Source organism: Rummeliibacillus sp. SL167 (genome assembly GCF_007896505.1).
GTDB classification, from domain to species: domain Bacteria; phylum Bacillota; class Bacilli; order Bacillales_A; family Planococcaceae; genus Rummeliibacillus; species Rummeliibacillus suwonensis.
The window spans coordinates 317469-335026 of sequence record NZ_VCBM01000004.1; the positions used below are offsets into that span (position 1 = coordinate 317469).

13 protein-coding genes and 2 pseudogenes are annotated in these 17558 nt (G+C 34.9%); 4 read left to right on the forward strand and 11 right to left on the reverse strand.

The features are described 5' to 3' along the window. Positions 1-86: 86 nt before the first annotated feature. The 4 genes from FEZ13_RS16840 to FEZ13_RS16855 all read right to left on the reverse strand — a co-directional run bounded on the left by FEZ13_RS16840 (position 87) and on the right by FEZ13_RS16855 (position 5874). On the reverse strand, positions 87-1067 hold the full coding sequence (locus FEZ13_RS16840; RefSeq protein ID WP_146553632.1) for a DUF4003 family protein: 981 nt from the start codon (positions 1065-1067) through the stop codon (positions 87-89). Positions 1068-1502: 435 nt separating this feature from the next. Next, positions 1503-2888, reverse strand: coding sequence for an NAD-dependent succinate-semialdehyde dehydrogenase (locus tag FEZ13_RS16845; protein ID WP_146553633.1), 1386 nt, complete (start codon positions 2886-2888; stop codon positions 1503-1505). A gap of 14 nt (positions 2889-2902) precedes the next feature. Next, entirely contained in the window at positions 2903-4213 is a 1311-nt protein-coding gene (gabT, locus tag FEZ13_RS16850; protein WP_370467723.1) for a 4-aminobutyrate--2-oxoglutarate transaminase, read from the reverse strand. A gap of 245 nt (positions 4214-4458) precedes the next feature. After that, positions 4459-5874 (reverse strand): amino acid permease, encoded by a 1416-nt coding sequence (locus FEZ13_RS16855; protein ID WP_146553635.1) that lies wholly within the window; start codon positions 5872-5874, stop codon positions 4459-4461. Between the two features lie 766 nt (positions 5875-6640). Here FEZ13_RS16855 and gabR point away from each other — a divergent pair. Next, a complete protein-coding gene (gabR, locus tag FEZ13_RS16860; RefSeq protein ID WP_146553636.1) occupies positions 6641-8044 on the forward strand; it encodes a MocR-like transcriptional regulator GabR in 1404 nt (467 codons plus the stop codon). Positions 8045-8919: 875 nt separating this feature from the next. On the opposite strand, the pseudogene FEZ13_RS16865 reads toward gabR, so the two are convergent. Further along, positions 8920-9483 (reverse strand): annotated as a pseudogene (locus FEZ13_RS16865) (hypothetical protein); the annotation flags it as partial. Positions 9484-10063: 580 nt separating this feature from the next. On the opposite strand from FEZ13_RS16865, the gene FEZ13_RS19840 reads away from it, so the two are divergent. Continuing rightward, entirely contained in the window at positions 10064-10285 is a 222-nt protein-coding gene (locus tag FEZ13_RS19840) for a hypothetical protein (RefSeq protein ID WP_222434431.1), read from the forward strand. Between the two features lie 551 nt (positions 10286-10836). Here the strand turns inward: FEZ13_RS19840 and FEZ13_RS16875 are convergent. The 3 genes and pseudogenes from FEZ13_RS16875 to FEZ13_RS16890 form a co-directional block, all read right to left on the reverse strand. Then, positions 10837-11474 (reverse strand): annotated as a pseudogene (locus tag FEZ13_RS16875) (sporulation delaying protein family toxin). Positions 11475-11559: 85 nt separating this feature from the next. Then, positions 11560-12522 carry a lipase maturation factor family protein gene (locus tag FEZ13_RS16885; protein WP_146553640.1) on the reverse strand — a complete coding sequence of 321 codons (963 nt, stop codon included), beginning with the start codon at positions 12520-12522 and terminating at the stop codon, positions 11560-11562. Continuing rightward, entirely contained in the window at positions 12507-13115 is a 609-nt protein-coding gene (locus tag FEZ13_RS16890) for an SdpA family antimicrobial peptide system protein (protein WP_146553641.1), read from the reverse strand. The genes FEZ13_RS16885 and FEZ13_RS16890 overlap by 16 nt, the downstream gene beginning before the upstream one ends. A 562-nt stretch (positions 13116-13677) precedes the next feature. Here FEZ13_RS16890 and FEZ13_RS16895 point away from each other — a divergent pair. Both FEZ13_RS16895 and FEZ13_RS16900 read left to right on the forward strand, forming a co-directional pair. Further along, complete coding sequence (locus FEZ13_RS16895; RefSeq protein WP_146553642.1) at positions 13678-14070, forward strand: thiol-disulfide oxidoreductase DCC family protein; 393 nt, start codon at positions 13678-13680, stop codon at positions 14068-14070. 200 nt (positions 14071-14270) lie between these two features. Beyond that, positions 14271-14675: a PH domain-containing protein gene (locus FEZ13_RS16900; protein WP_146553643.1), complete on the forward strand. Its 405-nt coding sequence runs from the start codon at positions 14271-14273 to the stop codon at positions 14673-14675. Positions 14676-15304: 629 nt separating this feature from the next. On the opposite strand, the gene FEZ13_RS16905 is transcribed toward FEZ13_RS16900, so the two are convergent. The 3 genes from FEZ13_RS16905 to FEZ13_RS16915 form a co-directional block, all read right to left on the reverse strand. After that, complete coding sequence (locus tag FEZ13_RS16905) at positions 15305-15601, reverse strand: DUF3784 domain-containing protein (protein ID WP_146553644.1); 297 nt, start codon at positions 15599-15601, stop codon at positions 15305-15307. A gap of 541 nt (positions 15602-16142) precedes the next feature. Then, the gene (istB, locus tag FEZ13_RS16910) at positions 16143-17009 is read right to left on the reverse strand and encodes an IS21-like element helper ATPase IstB (RefSeq protein WP_146553645.1); all 867 of its coding nucleotides are present in this window, start codon (positions 17007-17009) and stop codon (positions 16143-16145) included. Positions 17010-17094: 85 nt separating this feature from the next. After that, complete coding sequence (locus FEZ13_RS16915; protein ID WP_186725966.1) at positions 17095-17403, reverse strand: transposase; 309 nt, start codon at positions 17401-17403, stop codon at positions 17095-17097. Positions 17404-17558: the final 155 nt, after the last annotated feature.

A 17558-nucleotide genomic window follows, 5' to 3' on the forward strand; every position in this document is an offset into this window, starting at 1 on the left:
CCTCGAAATATTTGCACCGATGCCCACTCAGTGAAGTTTATTCAGATTCCACGGGAAAGCTTGAATCTTAAAGGCTTGCCCTTCTATTATTCACCGGATGTGTTCGATGCAGCTGCCACTGCTGCTAAGGTCGTAGTCGTCACCAACGCTTGCTCCGCTTGAATCAACATTTCTAAATTGGTGATCATACTCATATCCAATGAATCGTCTAAATGGGCAAATTCGTGAAGAACCTTTTGCAAAGCCATATGAAGCACCATACTTTTATACCAACGGAATCTTTTCACTTCTGTTAACTCTTCGTAAAGAGCTACAATTTGGTCGATATGCTCTGTCTTTGCGCCTGCCACAGCTAAAAAACCGAATAGAGGGTAATGCTCTTGTTTCACTTTAACGTTTCTTTGTACGAATTCATCTCGGATTTGAACAACATAAGGCACCATTTTTTCCACATAATCAGCACTTGGAAAAGTTAAAATTTGAGAAAGCCATTGCAACTGATTCCCCAACACAAAATGATGTTTTCGTAATTCGGTGTAATAACGATTCATCGTTTGTGCACGATGTTCTAAATTTTCATCCTCTTCACTACTTAATAAAACAGAATATGGCATATCTTCATAGGATGTAAGGAAAGGATGATGTTTGCGAATAGCAGTATACAATTTTCTCGCACTTTCAGCATGTGTTTGTTTTTGTTTGGAATCATCTGTTAAGAAAAGGGCGGAAATATAGCTATATACAGAACGTTTGAATTTCGCTTGTTTAAGAATTTCTTCATTTTCGATCAATTCGGTTACTGCCTGCTGCGGCTCTTTTTTGCCATCTAGTAGCATAGCTACACCATAAAGAAGACTGCTACTTGTACGTAAAGTTGAGAACCAGCTTGTTTGACCCTTGATTTCTTTAACGATTTCATCAAAGGATGTAAAGGAAAACGTTTTTCCCGCTGCACTATAGTGGCTCGCAAGCATTAAAATAATTCGTTTATCTACCGTCCAACTTAAACCATTAACGACTTTATCATAATTTTCCTGTAACAACTCTATATACGCTTTATTATCCATCAGATCCACTCTTTTCTGCTTTTAATTGAAAAATGCTATGCATTGTACCGGCTTCTCAATACTCTTTTGTTTTTTCTACGAGTTAGATGGGCATAAGGTTTCAAATTCTGAAGGAAGTCAATGGAGCCAAAACTGTATTATTCGCAACTAATGAGAATTAAAAAAGAAGGTTCCCCAATAATGAGTACCTTCTTTTATGTTTAACTTGTTACCTTAATTTCTGGAAGACCGATAAAAAAGCGTTTGTACTTCACTAATAGCTGCTACTTTAAAGACCAGTTTCTTTATGTGCATTCATTTGTTATATCCATATCATCTGTGAGCTATCAATTGAAAGCCCAGTTTAATCTCAGATGGCAAATGAAGGAGCGAAATAATATTTGTCATTCGCTCTCTTTTACCTAACGCGGGATAAAATTTAACTTTGTCTATTCATCATATTTTTGTAGAAATATATTTTGTTTCTAGGTATGGTTCGATTCCTTCCAAGCCACCTTCACGTCCGATGCCGCTTTCCTTCATACCGCCAAATGGGATATGCGCTCCAGATGGCGCACCGTCGTTCCATCCTACAATACCGAATTCAAGATTTTCGCTTAAGTAAACGCCCGTTTTGTAGCTTTCTGTAAAGAAATATGCTGCTAAACCGTATGGTGTGCTATTGGCAATCTCCACTGCTTCCTCTAATGTATGGAACCGTATAATAGGTGCTACAGGTCCAAATGTTTCTTCCTGCATGATTCTCATTGTATCATTTACACCTGTAATAACTGTTGGTTGAACAAAATAATATCCCTTTTCATCGTCATAATCATATTCATTTCCACACGCAATATCTGCACCTTTGGATACAGCATCTTTCAACTGATGAACGATTTTATCGAATCCCTTTTTATTAATAATGGGGCCTACTGTTACACCCTCATCTAACCCGTTTCCTAATTTTAATTGTTTCACTGCTACTACAAACTTTTCTGTGAACGCGTCGACCACTCGATCTTGCACAAGTAGACGATTCGGGCAAACACAGGTTTGACCGGCATTACGGAATTTAGCGTTAATAGCTTGTTGTACAGCTAGGTCAAGGTCTGCATCCTCTGCAACGATGAACGGTGCATGACCGCCAAGTTCCATCGTCGCATGTTTCATCGTATCTGCGCAATTTCGCAAAAGTTCCTTGCCGACCGGCGTTGATCCTGTAAATGTAATTTTGCGTACATAAGGACTATCTGTAAATAATTTGCCGATGCGAGGTCCATCACCATTGACACATTGTACAACATCCTTTGGGATACCTGCTTCATGTGCCAATTCGATCAAACGAATTGTTGTAAGTGGTGTTTCCTCTGCTGGCTTCACAATAAATGTACAGCCCGCTGCAAGTGCCGGAGCAGCTTTTCTTGTCATCATCGCTGCTGGGAAATTCCAAGGGGTAATCGCTGCTACCTGCCCTATCGGTTGCTTAATCACTAGTAAACGTTTGGATTCTTGATGTCCCGGGATCGTACGGCCATAAACACGTTTTGCTTCTTCAGCGTACCAATCGATATAACTTGCAGCATAATCAACTTCCCCGATTCCTTCCGCAAGCGGCTTACCATTTTCACGTGTGATCAATTCACCGATTTCATCGCGGTGTGCACGCACTAAATCGGCCCATTTGGATAACAGTGTTGAACGTTTATGTGCATTTACTTTGGACCATGTTTTAAAAGCACTATGACCTGCTTTAAGTGCAGCAAGAACTTCCTCATTGCTTGAAACAGTTACTTCTTGTAAATTTTCACCTGTTGCCGGGTTGGTTACTACGAATGTAGACATTGCCGATTTCCTCCTTAGCTATTCGCAAAAGCGTCTTCTAAAATAGCAAAGCCTTTTGCCAATTCTTCATCTGTGATAACGAGCGGTGGTAAAAAGCGAATCACATTCCCTTTAATACCAGCTGTTAATAATAATAATCCATGTTGATTTGCGTAACTAGTAATATCTGTTACTCGGTATTTATCTGCCTCCCGTGTCGTTGGATCTTTGACGATTTCCATCGCTACCATCGCACCTAAACGACGGATATTCCCGATTTCAGGATATTTTGTTTGCAGTTCTTTTAATTTATTTTCAATTTTTTGCCCAACTATTTCAGCGCGCTCTGGTAATTTTTCCTCTTTCATAATATCGATGACCGCTAACGCCGCTGCATTGGCTGTTGGACTACCACTGTAAGTACCGCCTAATTCCCCTGGTCCTGAAGCATCCATGATTTCTTTACGTCCAATGACACCGGATAGTGGCATACCCGCTGCTAATGATTTGGATACAGTGATTAAATCTGGCACCACATCAAAATGTTCAATGGCAAATAATGTACCTGTACGTCCAAAGCCTGTTTGAATTTCATCCGCTATGAAAACAATATTGTTTTCATGACAGAATTTCACGACCTCTTGTACAAATTTTTTCGGAGGTATGATGAAACCCCCTTCGCCTTGTACTGGTTCCATTACGACACAAGCAACCATTTCAGGAGACACTGTTGAGATGAAAAAGTCCTTAAATTCTGCGATGATACGATCTACATATTCCCCTTCTGTTTCACCGGCTGGTTTTTGATATAAATAAGGGTATGGCGCTTTGTAAACTTCTGGAGCGAATGGTCCAAAACCTTCTTTGTATGGTTTCACCTTACTGGTCATAGCCATTGTTAAATTGGTACGACCATGATAACCACGTGTGAAGGCTACGACGCCTGATTTTTTCGTATAGCGACGGGCAATTTTCACAGCATTTTCTACAGCTTCAGCACCAGAGTTAAGAAGAATGACTTGTTTATCATGTGTCCCTGGTGTAACTTCACAAAGCTTTTCTGCTAGTTCTACATAGTTTTCATACATGACAACATTGAAGCTAGGATGAATGATGCGATCCACCTGTGCTTTTACAGCTTCTACTACTTTTGGATGACTATGACCTACATTGATCATTCCAATCCCCGCCGCAAAGTCAATCCATTCATTTCCTTCGATATCAATAATTGTAGCTCCTTTTGCTTCTTTTGCAAAATTTAATGACCCATTGCTTACTGCGCGAACAACATATTTTTGTCGTTTTTCTAATAATTCCTCTGTTTTAGTCGTTACTTTCATTTTCATTTCCTCCTTGTTTTGTATTTACAGAAAATTATGGCACCATCTGGTGAAAATAAAAGAACCAAATTTTTATTTTTTTAGGTACCAGATAAATTCATTCGATATAGCAAAACTTCACACAAAGCATCAGTTTCCTTGATCTTCACTCTATGTTAGTTGTCCAACCAACTTTTTGACAGGCATGTGATCCGCTCCTTGCAACTTATCGTGGACCTACTCTTCCGCAAATGAATGTGGGACCTATTTGATCACATATTTTGACTCTTTGTCCCATTATCCACATCTGCATGTTGATAGGGATTGCCCAATTGATAAGCCTTGATTTTTTTATCCTTAAAGAAGAATACAGCGACAGTAATTATAAAAAATGCTGTACTTAGATAAAATTGTGCCCGTAACGATGGAATAAATATTTGACAAACATACACCCCTAAAAGTACGGCAATTGTCAAATAAGTTAAGTAAGGGAACAACCACATTTTAATGGCTAATGGCTCTGTTTGTGTACGCTCATATTCTCTTCGGAAACGAATATGAGCAATTGCGATAAAGATATAAACAATGATCATTAATGCGCCTACTGCATTTCCTAAGAAATAAAAAATGACATCTGGAGATAAGAAGTATAGGATCGCGCATATATAAGCAACAATTGTGCTACCCAAAATCGCCCAAGTTGGTGCATTGCGTTTGGAAACATGTTTAAATATAGCTGGTGCATCACCTTTTTCTGCCATCCCTAAAAGCATGCGGGAACTTGTAAAGAGAGCCGAGTTCATAACTGAGATCAGAGATACAAAAATAACAAATTGCATCACTTCACCTGCCAACGGGAAACCTGCCATTTTCAAAATATTCGCATAGGGCGCTGCTAATGCTTTCGTATCATTCCAAGGTATAATCATGATCATGACTAATACGGAACCAACGAAGAATAAACCTAAACGATAAACCACATTGTTAATGGCCCGAATGATATTCCGTTTCGGATTTTCAGATTCACCTGCAGCGATTGCAGCTACTTCAGCGCCAGAGATAGAGAAAATAACAAAGACAATCCCAGTGAAAATGGGTAGTATCCCTTTCGGAGCAAAGCCACCTGCATCTGAGATAAATCCTAAGCCTTTGTACTCGAAATTAGGATTAATACCTAAAATCATTGTCACACCGACAATCAAGAATAGGATAATCGCACTCACTTTAATAAATGCTAGCCAATACTCGAACTCACCAAATGTCTTAACAGAATACAAGTTTAAACCCGTTAAGATGACTGTGATCCCCACACTACCTACCCATACTGGCACCATCGGGAACCAAGAATTAAAAATCCCACCAATGACTGCTGCCTCTAAGCCTACAATGAACACCCAGCTTATCCAATATAACCATCCCACTGTAAATCCTGCCCATGGTCCAATAAAGCGACCTGAATAGGCAGCAAACGAACCATTTTCCGGTTTGGTTGCTGCCATTTCACCAAGCATGCGCATGATAAATACAATAATCATACACGCCAAAAAATATGAAATAATCGTTGCCGGTCCAGTTGACATGATATTTTTACCTGTACCAATGAATAACCCTGTACCGATGATCCCACCAATGGAAATCATCGTAATATGTCTTGTTTTTAACGATTTATCTAATTCTATTTGCTCCATTCACAACCACCTCCGTATAATCTTCCATTCCTGTTTTTGTTCATACTCCCATCTTGTCATTGCACCAAATAGCAATATTGCGAAAATTCATCCAGTGAGGTTTTCTTCTTCTCGCACAGTTTATAAATTGAACCACTCAGACTTTTACAGGGAGTTGATTTCTCGCTTTTATGCCTTTTGTTTTGAAGTGGACAACTTACTGCTGAGTACTCCATAGTCCACCACCTTTATTTATTGAAAATTTAGAAAACTTTAATTTTAGATATCTTACTGAATAAAAACAGGTGAAATTCAACTACTTATTAAAAATATTGAACAGTAAATGTCCAAAAACATCAAAGTAACAAAGTCTCATTTCGTAAGTATATTGACTAGTTCAAAAGTTTTTTACTTTCTGGGTAGCTCCTTTTTATGATAAAAATATGCTGAGTTAAAAAACGAGATATTCTATCGCAAAACGAGTTTCTCATCTAGCCACACTCTTCTCAAGATGATTATTTTATCTAATCACCGATTACCAATGACCTTCAACCTCAATGAGCGTTACCCCTTTGTTTCTCTTAGAAAATTTGATCCCCCATTATTTACTACATAAACGACATATTCTTGTTGTTTATGCGGTGATTTTTCTGTTTTAGTTTTAACTTTCACTTTTCATTCCCCCTTGTCCTGTATTTACAGAAAATTATGAACAGCTTATGATGAAAAAAAAAGAACCAATTTTCGATTTTTTTAGGGACCAGATGAAAAGAAAGGAAGATCGTAAATGTTAAAAAAACAATATGTAGAGCGAGAATATAAATACAAAAAAATTTATCAACAAATCAAAAAACAAATTTTATCTGGTAGCTACAAGCCACTAGAAAAGCTCCCCTCAAAGCGCCAATTAGCAGATCAATTAGGCGTTAGTACAAACTCTGTTGTTGTTGCCTTGGATCAATTATTAGCTGAAGGTTATATTTACAGTGTAGAACGAAAAGGTTATTTTGTGGAGAATATCACACCTTATGTGGCAGATGAGGAAGAAATCAAACCATTACCTAAACATTTGAAAGAAACACATGCACCTTTCTTAAATGCCATTTCCCTATCACATATGAGTACCAATATGGACTTATTTCCATCCAAAGAGTGGATAAAGTGTGAACAAAAAGCGTTAAGAACTTTTCAGCATGAACTTTCTTTCATGTCACATAGACAGGGTCCCTTTGAGGTTCGCCAAACTTTAGCACAATACATTGGATTTAACCGAGGGGTACGTTGTGAACCAGAACAAATCATTATTCATTCTTCTAGCCAAGCACTCATTTCGCAATTATTAGAATTATGTTGTGACAATAAATCCATTGCATTAGAAAATCCCGGATACGCTCGCTATTATGAATTGATTCAGCAACAAGGCTGGACAATCCATACGATCCCACTCGACGATAGTGGCTTTTGTATCGAAGCTATTCAAAACAAAAACGTTGGTCTACTTTACACAACACCGTCACATCAATTTCCTACCGGTATTATCATGCCTGTATCCCGCCGCTTTGAATTATTAAACTGGGCAAGCGAAAAAGAAGGACGTTACATCATCGAGGACGATTATGATAGCGAATTCAAATATGGCACCAACAATATCCCTTCTCTTCAGAGTCTTGATCATAATCATCGTACAATTTATACCGGCACCTTTTCGAAAACCTTATTTCCTGGTATCCGTATTAGCTACATGGTACTCCCTCCTAAACTTTTGGAGATTTATCGAAAAAGGTTTGCCTACCTACTACCCCCATGTAATACATTAAATTTATATACGCTGCATTATTTCATTAAAGATGGCTACTATCAAAAACATTTGAATAGAATGGCCCATCATTTTGAGATGATACGAAAAAGACTACTTAAAGAACTTAAGCAAACTTTCCAAAATCATATCGACATATTCGATGTTCCAGCCGGCTTACATTTTCTTGTTAGGATCAAAACACGACGGAGTTATGAGGAAATAGCCATCCGAGCCAGAAAAATGAAAATCCAGCTTTTCAATTTAAAACGATTTTATTTAAATGAGATCAAAGAGCCCGATGATGAGCGCGGATTTATTATCGGCTTTGCAAGCTTGAAGGAAGAGGAAATTAAAGAAGCCGTTCAACGACTTTTTACAACGACCAAAGGATAATCAAATGAAAAAGTAGAAAGTAAAGCTTCATATACTGATATTCCTCATTATCTTGTTATATATGAGTTTGACTGTTCAAGATGATGCGGGCTCCGTTTTTTACTGGGGCGTTCGCTATAAAGGTTGAGGAAGACTCATTCGCTGTCTGTGTTAGTGCAAGATAAAATGTGATATTGAACACTCTATTTCAAAATACAAACGCAAAATTGGAAGATATTCAAAAGAAACAAGAGCTTAACTATTTCAAATACAAACACTGAAAAATCAGCTTTACATCACTATGTCTTTATAAAGGGAATCTTCACAATGCAAGTTTCTTCATCTATTATTGGAGGTTAATTGAACCAATCATGCTTTTTCATGTAATGAATCCAACTTACCTTCTGCTTGTTACTTGAATCTTAATGTTGTTGGATGATTTGTTCCTGTTAATATGGGATAAAATCATCCAATATTAAAAACCATTCTTACATCAGCCTGAATAAATGATCTCCCATATACAAGAATGGTTTTAACAGGATTAAATAGCACAGCTTTTATTATGTATAAAATCATTTTTCTTATAGTTTCTTCTATTATATATGTGAAAATCTGAATCCCATATAGCCTTGTAAAATGGTCGTCTATTCTAATTCTTTTAAAAAAATGGTTCTTCCCTTACATAAAAATGTTAAAAACCTAAAAATCTCTATATAAGTGGCACTCTTCAGTGATGGTTCTCTAAATATTGTTTCTCCAAATCCTTTCATTTTCTCCTGCCGTATACATGTTAAATAGTTATCTTGGGATAGGGGCTACACTCAGTTGAGCAAAAAATGGGTACTTGTACAACAATTTTAACAATCAAATAATAAGAAAATCAGATTACCGCTGTTTTATTTCTTCTCTATTTTTGATTGATAAACAATGGAAGAAATTAATGTATCTAAAGGATTAATTATAGGCTTAGATGTCATATATTCGACTTTCTTGGATGCATCGACCATAGATAATTGAGCAACTGAGATAATTTTATCTTCTTTAATAATTTTGTGCAGAAATTTGGAAATTTCCTGATTATATTCGTGCTTTCTACCTTGCATTATTAATTCAAATGTAGTGTTAATGACAATTACATCTACATCCAAAGATTTTTGATGACTGTAAGCATATTGATTGAGACGCTTCATAGTACTATTAACAGTTGCGGGATTTGTAAATAGGATTGTCTGAGGTTGCCGTATATTGCAAATGTGTTCAAAGTAGGGTTCATCAATTTTTATAACTGGCACTAATATTGAGAGCTTCTTTTCCTGTAAAATCGCACTATAGCTTGTGCAAGTAATGAGAATGGCATCAACATTACATTGGGCAATCTATTCCATTTGCTCTTTAACTTTATTTTGAGCGTCCTCTTCTTTGAAATTCTCATCTGCCGTAATTCGATATATTAATGCGGGTGTTTATTGCAAAATAAAAGTGCAGGCTAGTGCAATGTATTTGTATAGAGTCTAGCACTTTTTTAGTGCCATAAAAAAAGACTTGCCAGGCCACCCTAAGTCACTCACTGTAAAGGTGTCGAATCCAACAGTGGAGGTAGGAAAGAATGCTAGCAATGTCTGAAATTAATTGTATCAAATTAATGAGAAATCAAAAAGAATAATCAATTACTAAGATTGCAGAAACACTAAAAATTAATTGGCGTACTGCTAAAAAAGTATGCAGATGATGAGCAAGTACCAACAACTAAAATTCGCCCTAAACAAGGGATGATGTATGAGGAACATTGGGGAGAGATGGTTAGTGATTGGTTAGAAGAAGATCTTCGTTTAAAAAAGAAACTACGAAGAACCAATAAACAAATTTATGAAGAGTTGATATTCATGCCTTAGTTATGTCGTTTCCTTATAAGTAATGTTGCATTTTCAGTTCCCCTTCCATCTGAATAATCAAGAATGTTTCTTAAGTGGATGGAAACAACTGTTTAAGCAAGCAGAAGGTGTTCCATTAAGTATACACATCGATAATTCGAAACTTGCGGTGAAAAAATTAAGAAACTCACAAGGGGAAGCACAATTAACAGATGAATTTTTAGCTTTTCAAAATCATTATGGTTTTAATGTACAGGTATGTAATCCGAGAAGTGGTCATGAAAAAGGAAACGTTGAAAGAAAGGTTGGCTACATTCGGTATAACTTTTTTAGTGTACCTCCTATCATAAAGGATTTTGATGACTTAACTGAAGCAAAAGTTGGTAGATAATCGTAAACGGGAACAAAAACAGAAACTGATTGATAGTCTATGGACTGAGGATCAAAAGCTACTTTTGAAAATACCTGAATATGCACTCTGCACTTATACCTTATGTAAAAATCATTACAGCAAAGGAATATAACGAAGATTTTCATGGAAATATCATTAAATGTATAGATAGTTCATGTCATGTGCTAGTGTTTTTTTGGCTTAGTGTCATAATTCACAGATGAGAAGGATAATGATGTAAGATGTTTTTTAACAAAGTATATTTGCACCAGAACCTATAAATAGATAATTTATCTAATACTTCGTTACCGATAAAAAATAGGACGGTTTTAAAGAAACACTACAAAACAAGAAAATGTATTATTGAGTCAGTCCAGAAAGCCATAAAAATAGGGGTATCTGTAAATACCATTCTACAGATACCTTATTTGTGCCGTCTATCTAGTTATCCTGTTGAATAAGAGAAAATGGAACGCATATACAGGAGCAAATACCTGATAAAAATCGAATTTCCTATGGAAATCACTCAATTATTATTTCTAATAATTCTTTTAATTATATTTTAAAGCACTTTCAATCAGTGATAACGTCATAAGTTCTTGTTCTGTAGATGTATTTCCTTCTTCTATAATACTTGAGTAGAAATACACTTTATTGTGTACCCATGCAGCACTCTCTAAAGCAGCTACGTTTAGTCCTACAATAGCAACCTGCACTCCTAAAGCCAATGCTAGAGTTGCAACAGCAGCGGCTAAACAATTTGTAGAAATATCACCTGGATCACTAGTTGATGCTCCTAAATTATCTAAAGCTTTCTCAAGAACTCCTGTACTTTTAACTAAAGCTTCATGGGTACCTTCTAAATCTGAACTGTAAACGTTAGCTTCTAATTCATCAAAAAAGGCAGGATCTACTTTATTCATTTCATCTATTACTAGTTTAGTAGTTAATCTTCCTTCTTTAGAATTAACTTCTTTTAATGCTTTTTTGTCCATATCGTATCAAAGCTTTTGGCAATTTCACCTTGTCCAAAAATAAGACCTGCATATAGTTCTTCACCACTTAGTCTCTCTTTTGGAGTTGTATCGGCATTGGCCAGGTTGGTAAAACCTGTTAGAGATGAAATTGTTATTACAGCTATCATAGTCAATATAAATCTACTTTTTAATCTTTTAAAATGGTTGATCATTTTTTCCCCCTGCCTATTTTTTAGTTTAAATAATTTTGACCTTTTGCTAAAGCTTCTAGATGAAAAAACTGATACCAAATTGAGATTAAACCACCTCCTTCAATTTTTCCTCATTTAATTTATTTTCAATTTTCTTTCTAGTTGAAAAATTCAAAAAATTAAATTTAAACTCATCTTCATATGGTCTCAAATATAAAAGGAGTATAGAGAACATTATTAGAGAAAAACTTATTAAACCTAAGAAAAAAGCGAATACTTCATGCATACAGATGGCAATGATTAAAATATATTTCCTGCGTTTCCTTGGTGCAAAAAGAGCTACAATAAGTAGAATTTGGACTAGTAAAGTTCCCCATGTTGGAAATATAATAAGCCAAGAAGATAGTATAGGATTAAATATTTTTTCCAACCAAGGATTAAGACCTAACATTGGATCCTGAAGATAGTAATAAACTGCTGTACCATCAATCCATTCTGGATCTGTTAGCTTAGCAGTGGTAGAGCTAAAGTATAATAATGCGACTTGAATTCTAATAATACTAAAAGCGACTAAAGCCATTATTTTGGCATAAATTTTGTCCTTTATTTTCTCAGGTTCTTTGATTTTTTCCCAATGGCTCTTTCTAGGGTCAGTTAGAGCAATCGGTAGAAGTAATAAGGTGAAAACCGCTGCTACTTGTTCACCACCGTCAAGCGTTAGCCCTGAGACTTGTAGACTAAAAGATATCCACCAATGAAAAAGAGCCGTTACTCTAGGTCTCCACCCTGAAGCTACTATTAGCAAAATAAGTATACTGATCCATCGCATAATATTTAACCAAAAATAATCGTTCGATGTTAAACAAAAAATACTAATAGCGCCAATATTTGAACATACGGGATATTCATCTATCCCAACTGCAGGTTTAAATATTGTTTCTGCATTATTTAATGCCAAGGTTAATGCTGTAGAAAAAGCCATAATAGTTCTTGATAATCCATAAACATTAGTCCAAGGATTATTGTCTGTTGCCCATTTACTTATATATATATTTAACTTGTCGAACATGATACTTTCACCCTAACTAGTTTTGACGTGGGTTTAATTTTATCTGAATACTTTGCCCAAGCCCATGGGATTGGAGAGGACTCTACTACACCAATATCTCCACATATTGTAGGATTAGGAGTGCTGTTATTAATTGTTATTTTTTCTGTATTTAACTCTTCTAAACATTGAAGTGAATCTTTTTTACAAATAGCCCATTTATCATTCTTCACTTGGTGTACTAGCATTGCTATTTCAGTTCCTTGTCCTCTGCCATATCTTATTAATCCGAACCCATTACGTATTCTGTTATTAGGCCATTTAACCGCTTGTTCACCAGTGTTAGCATCAATAACGTCATAAAACTCGGCTCTAGGATTTTTACTGAAAAAACCCCAAGATTGCGGATACAATATTTGTACTATGCTTCTTTTTTCCTTATCTAGTGAAACCGGAGAAGTAGGGAGTGTTGATACAATTGAATAAAATAATACTAAGAATCCAATTAATACAGTTACAAAAAAGAAGATAAAGATAGTTTTATTAGTTTTAATATAAGTAGAATTATTCATAATTATCTTTTTAACACCTCCGTTTTTTCTATATTTTAGCATTTATTCTCCAAAATAAAATACATTTATAGAAATATTTTAATATATAGTAAAAAATATATAAATTTTTTATTTTATTTAATAGATTTGTTAGAGATTTATTTTAAAAATTTTATTAGGCAAGTCGAGTAGGATGGAGAGGAATTTACCAATGAATAGATACCAGTTTGAAAACAACATTGGTGCTTCTTCTTTCGAGCTATCTCATACCTCTTAAAGATTTTCTCAAAGATTACGTTTAAAGTAGAAAGTGATTTATTTTTTAAGCTGAGATTTAGAAAAAAAGTAATATACATTCAAAAACTTAAAAAGCCATAATTTTCAGTTTTTAAAAACTATAATAAACCTCTTTAATTATCTATTTACTGTTAATAAACCAGGTGGAATCTATATTTTAACTGATTAGAAAACATCACTGTCCTATGCCATCTATAATCTATAAATCATTAATTTCGAATATTATTGCTTTTATAAAATAATAAATCAAATTTTAGTTAAATATTAACAAAAAAGTAATTATAATATTGTTTAAGTATTATAATAAAGACGAAAGGAGTTGATATAAATGAATGTTTTCGGAAAAATAGTCGTATTTTATGATAGTTGGTGTCCTATTTGTAAAAACGTAAAAATTAATATAGAAAGATTTGATTGGCTTCATTTAATTGAGCTTCAAAGTATTAGAGAAAATTTGGAAGGCACGATTAATGTACCTCTAGAAAAGCTAGAGAAGGAAATGTATTGTTTGAATAAAAAGAATAATCATATTACTGTAGGTATTGAATCCATTGCTTCAATCACAGCTAGGTTGCCACTATTTATGATACTTTGGCTTCCCATTAAACTCTCTAGCTTATTAGGTATAGGAAGTTGTATTTATAAATACATAGCTAGAACGAGAAAAATTATCCCGGTTAACAATTGTGACAGTAGCTCTTGTGTGTATAAAAAAGAATAAATTTAAAGCGACTTATGTTTCGTTTAAATTATAAAAAAGGGTATTTCAGATTAAAGGATGGTCTATAAACAATGGTTTATTAGAAACTGCAGGCCAAGTGGTATTCATAAGGAGCATGTTTACGAAATCACTTAGAATTAAGCTATTAGTAGGATCTGTTAATCATTATTAAAATATTAAGATAAAGAAGGAGTGGTTTTATGAAATTTGTATCGAAAAAAGATTGGTGGATTTTTTTTATTCTTTTTGGGGCAATAATAGCACTTTATACTATTCTTTTAATTAATATGGATATTTATATTGCACTATCGTGTATTCCAGTGAGCCTTTTAATCCTCTGGTTTTGGTTTACGACTTTTTATGTTATTACAGATACAAAATTAGTCATTCGCTCTGCCTTTATTCATATAAACATCTCTGTTTATAATATCCAATCTGTCCAAAAAGCCACTAATATTTTATCTTCACCTGCTCTTTCACTAGATCGGTTAAAAATAGTTTATGATTCTGAGAAGAGTGTTCTAATTTCCCCAAAAAATCGAGGCGAATTTCTTGAAGAATTATTAAAGTTAAACCCTTCTATTGAAGTTGAGAATAAAAAATAACAATAAACTATTTACAGTTAAACTGTACCCTGTAATTCTGGTTCAAGAAGGGTTCAATAATATAGAGTTATTTGAATAAAGCAGCAACTAGCATTATTTAAGAAAATGAAACAAGACATATATCACGTAAGGAAGTAGACTTCATAACATCAGTAGCTCAACCCAAAAAAGTTGATAAGTTAGATACTTATTATTATACAGCGGCAGCAGGCGATTTAGTAAAAAAACAGAACTGATTCTACAAGAATTATAGATCAAGCTCTGTTTTTATTTTTACCCTTATTTAGCAATAATCTGTGAGTAAACAGCCTAAGATAAAGAAGAATAGGGATTGGCGAATAGGTAAATGAGTAATAAACCGTTCAGCTAAATGAATAAAGAAAATATCAACTAACTCATATATTACGTCAACTAGTCTCAAGACGAAGACTTATAAGTTTAAGTGAATCTTTATTGCAGATGAAAAAGAGAGCTGTCCAGAGGGGAGGACCCCGATTAAGTGTCGAAGGCTGCACACTACTTCAGAGTTGTCAAGGTTCAGTCTATGCTTGTATCTAATGGTTCTATTAAAACTACGCGCCGCAAGTCAAACTAAACAATCCGTTGTTGAAAGTTGATATGAAGTTTTTTCATCGTTTACTTTTCACCAAAAATATCACTACTATCCCTATAATGATGAGTAAACAATAGATTATTCCCATAGCGTTTCCAAACCAGTATAGGAAATAGGGTAAAAGTATCGTTACTATACCTGATATGATAAGAACAATCCCAGTTCCTTTTGCTAATTTTTCTTTATCCCCTTCAAAAGTTGAGTCATTGTAACCCGCTATTAAAAAAAGCATCTTTTTAAACCAAATTAAGTATCCCAAAAAAATACAAATCAATCCGACTACTGTGGTTATGATCAGTCCATCAGTATCCATAATCCATCCCCCTAAACTCTTTATAATATTTTATTTAATAAAAAAGTTTTTAACCTTATTTTACCTTAAAAATTTTCCGTAAGATTACGAATATTGAGAGGTTACAGAATATGGAGCTTTCTTTTATAGGATAACACTAAAAATACAGCCCTAAATTCTCCATCTCTGATGTATTGGATGCATCCAATATAAACGATATATTTATTGTATTCAGACATAACATATCCTCCTAATAAATACAATTCGCAAAGACTTCACTACAATCCTGCTATAATCTTTAAAAATTTGAGATATCAGGGATAGCTTTAGGAAAATTCAAAGTGATCATTACTGATAGCTCTAACCAAATGTTATATATAATCAGATGTAAGAAAGAAAGCGTAACTATAAATATGTAAAGACGGAGGGTTCTGGTGCAAATATAATTTATTAAAAATCATTGTACATCATTTTTCTTATTATCAGTGAATTATGATACTAGGCTAAATAATCTATGGATGAATTCAATTGTTTTTGTCAATATGAAATTGAGCCAGAGCGATCACTTCAAAAGTGAGCCACTTAATATTGTTAAACCCCATAAATGGAGGAATATGGGTGTTTGGGATACTTGCCCCGGGGCAAGTATCCCAAACACCTTGCGCCGATGATTAATCTTGACGTTTTCCTTATGCATCATACTTTGACGGAAACGGTATGATTCTCCATTTAGTAAGTGGATATGTGAACGATGCGTCAATCGATCGAGTAATGCAGCGGTCATCTTTTCATCCCCAAAAACATTCGTCCATTCAGAAAATTCTAGATTAGTTGTGATCATTACGCTAGCGCGTTCATACCTACCTGAAAAGAATTGGAACAATAATTCCGCCCCCGTTTTTGAGAAGGGGACGTAACCCAATTCATCTACGATGATCACATCAAATTTGAGCCACTTTTTCTCAAACATTCCAAGCTTATGCTCTTCGTTAGCCATTAGTAATTCTTCCACTAGTGCAGAAGCAGTAATAAACTTAGTTTGATAGCCATTTTGAATCATTTCTATCCCCAAGGCCGTTGCTAGATGTGTCTTGCCAGTGCCACTGTTGCCGAGAAAAATGAGATTCTCTTTCTTTTCTACAAACTCTCCTTTCGCTAAAGTAATAAAGCGGTTTCGATTCAAACTTGGCATCATGCCGAAGTCGTAGGTATCTAATGTTTTTTGGACAGGAAATGAGGCTTGTTTGAGCCGTCTCTGTCTTTGGTTTTCTTCTCTTGTTTGTAATTCTGTTTCTAGTAATGCTAATAAGTATCCTTCATAACTTAGATTTCTTTCTTCGGCTTCTCTTGCGAGAGAACGATACTGTCTTCCAATTGTAGGCATTCTTAATTGTTTCACGATGTGATCAAGCATAATTTCTGTATTCATTTCATCTGACCTCCTGATAACTGTTCATATTGAGCTATGTTCGACTTTTTAACTTTATAGTCTAATAGATTCGTAGGCGTTTCCCCTATTCTTTTTCTTTAGCCCACACATCGCCAACTGTTTCCTTTGAGTGAGGAACCTTTTTGTTCTCAGCTTCTTTTAAACACCATTCCTTTAAGTAATCATTCAGTTCATTTAATGATTGAACTTCTGGTTCTGGTACAAGGGCATTCCTTCTTACATACCCAACCGATCCTTCCACTCGTCCTTTTTCATTTCCTGATCGGACATTACAGAACTCAGCTTTAAATAGATAGTGTGTTTGTAAGGCAAGAAAGGACTCTTGTTCTAATCGGTCTCTGCCTTGAAGAATCTTGATGACAGCTGTTTTCAAGTTATCAAAGAGTCCTTCGGTTGGTACCCCTCCAAAGAATTCAAACGCATGAACAAATCCATTGTATTTGATAAGCTAAAACTGAGCCACCATCGCAGTTGAAAAGTGAGCCACTTTTATATGAAAATAATCCTAACTTCAGAGTTAGGAGTGTA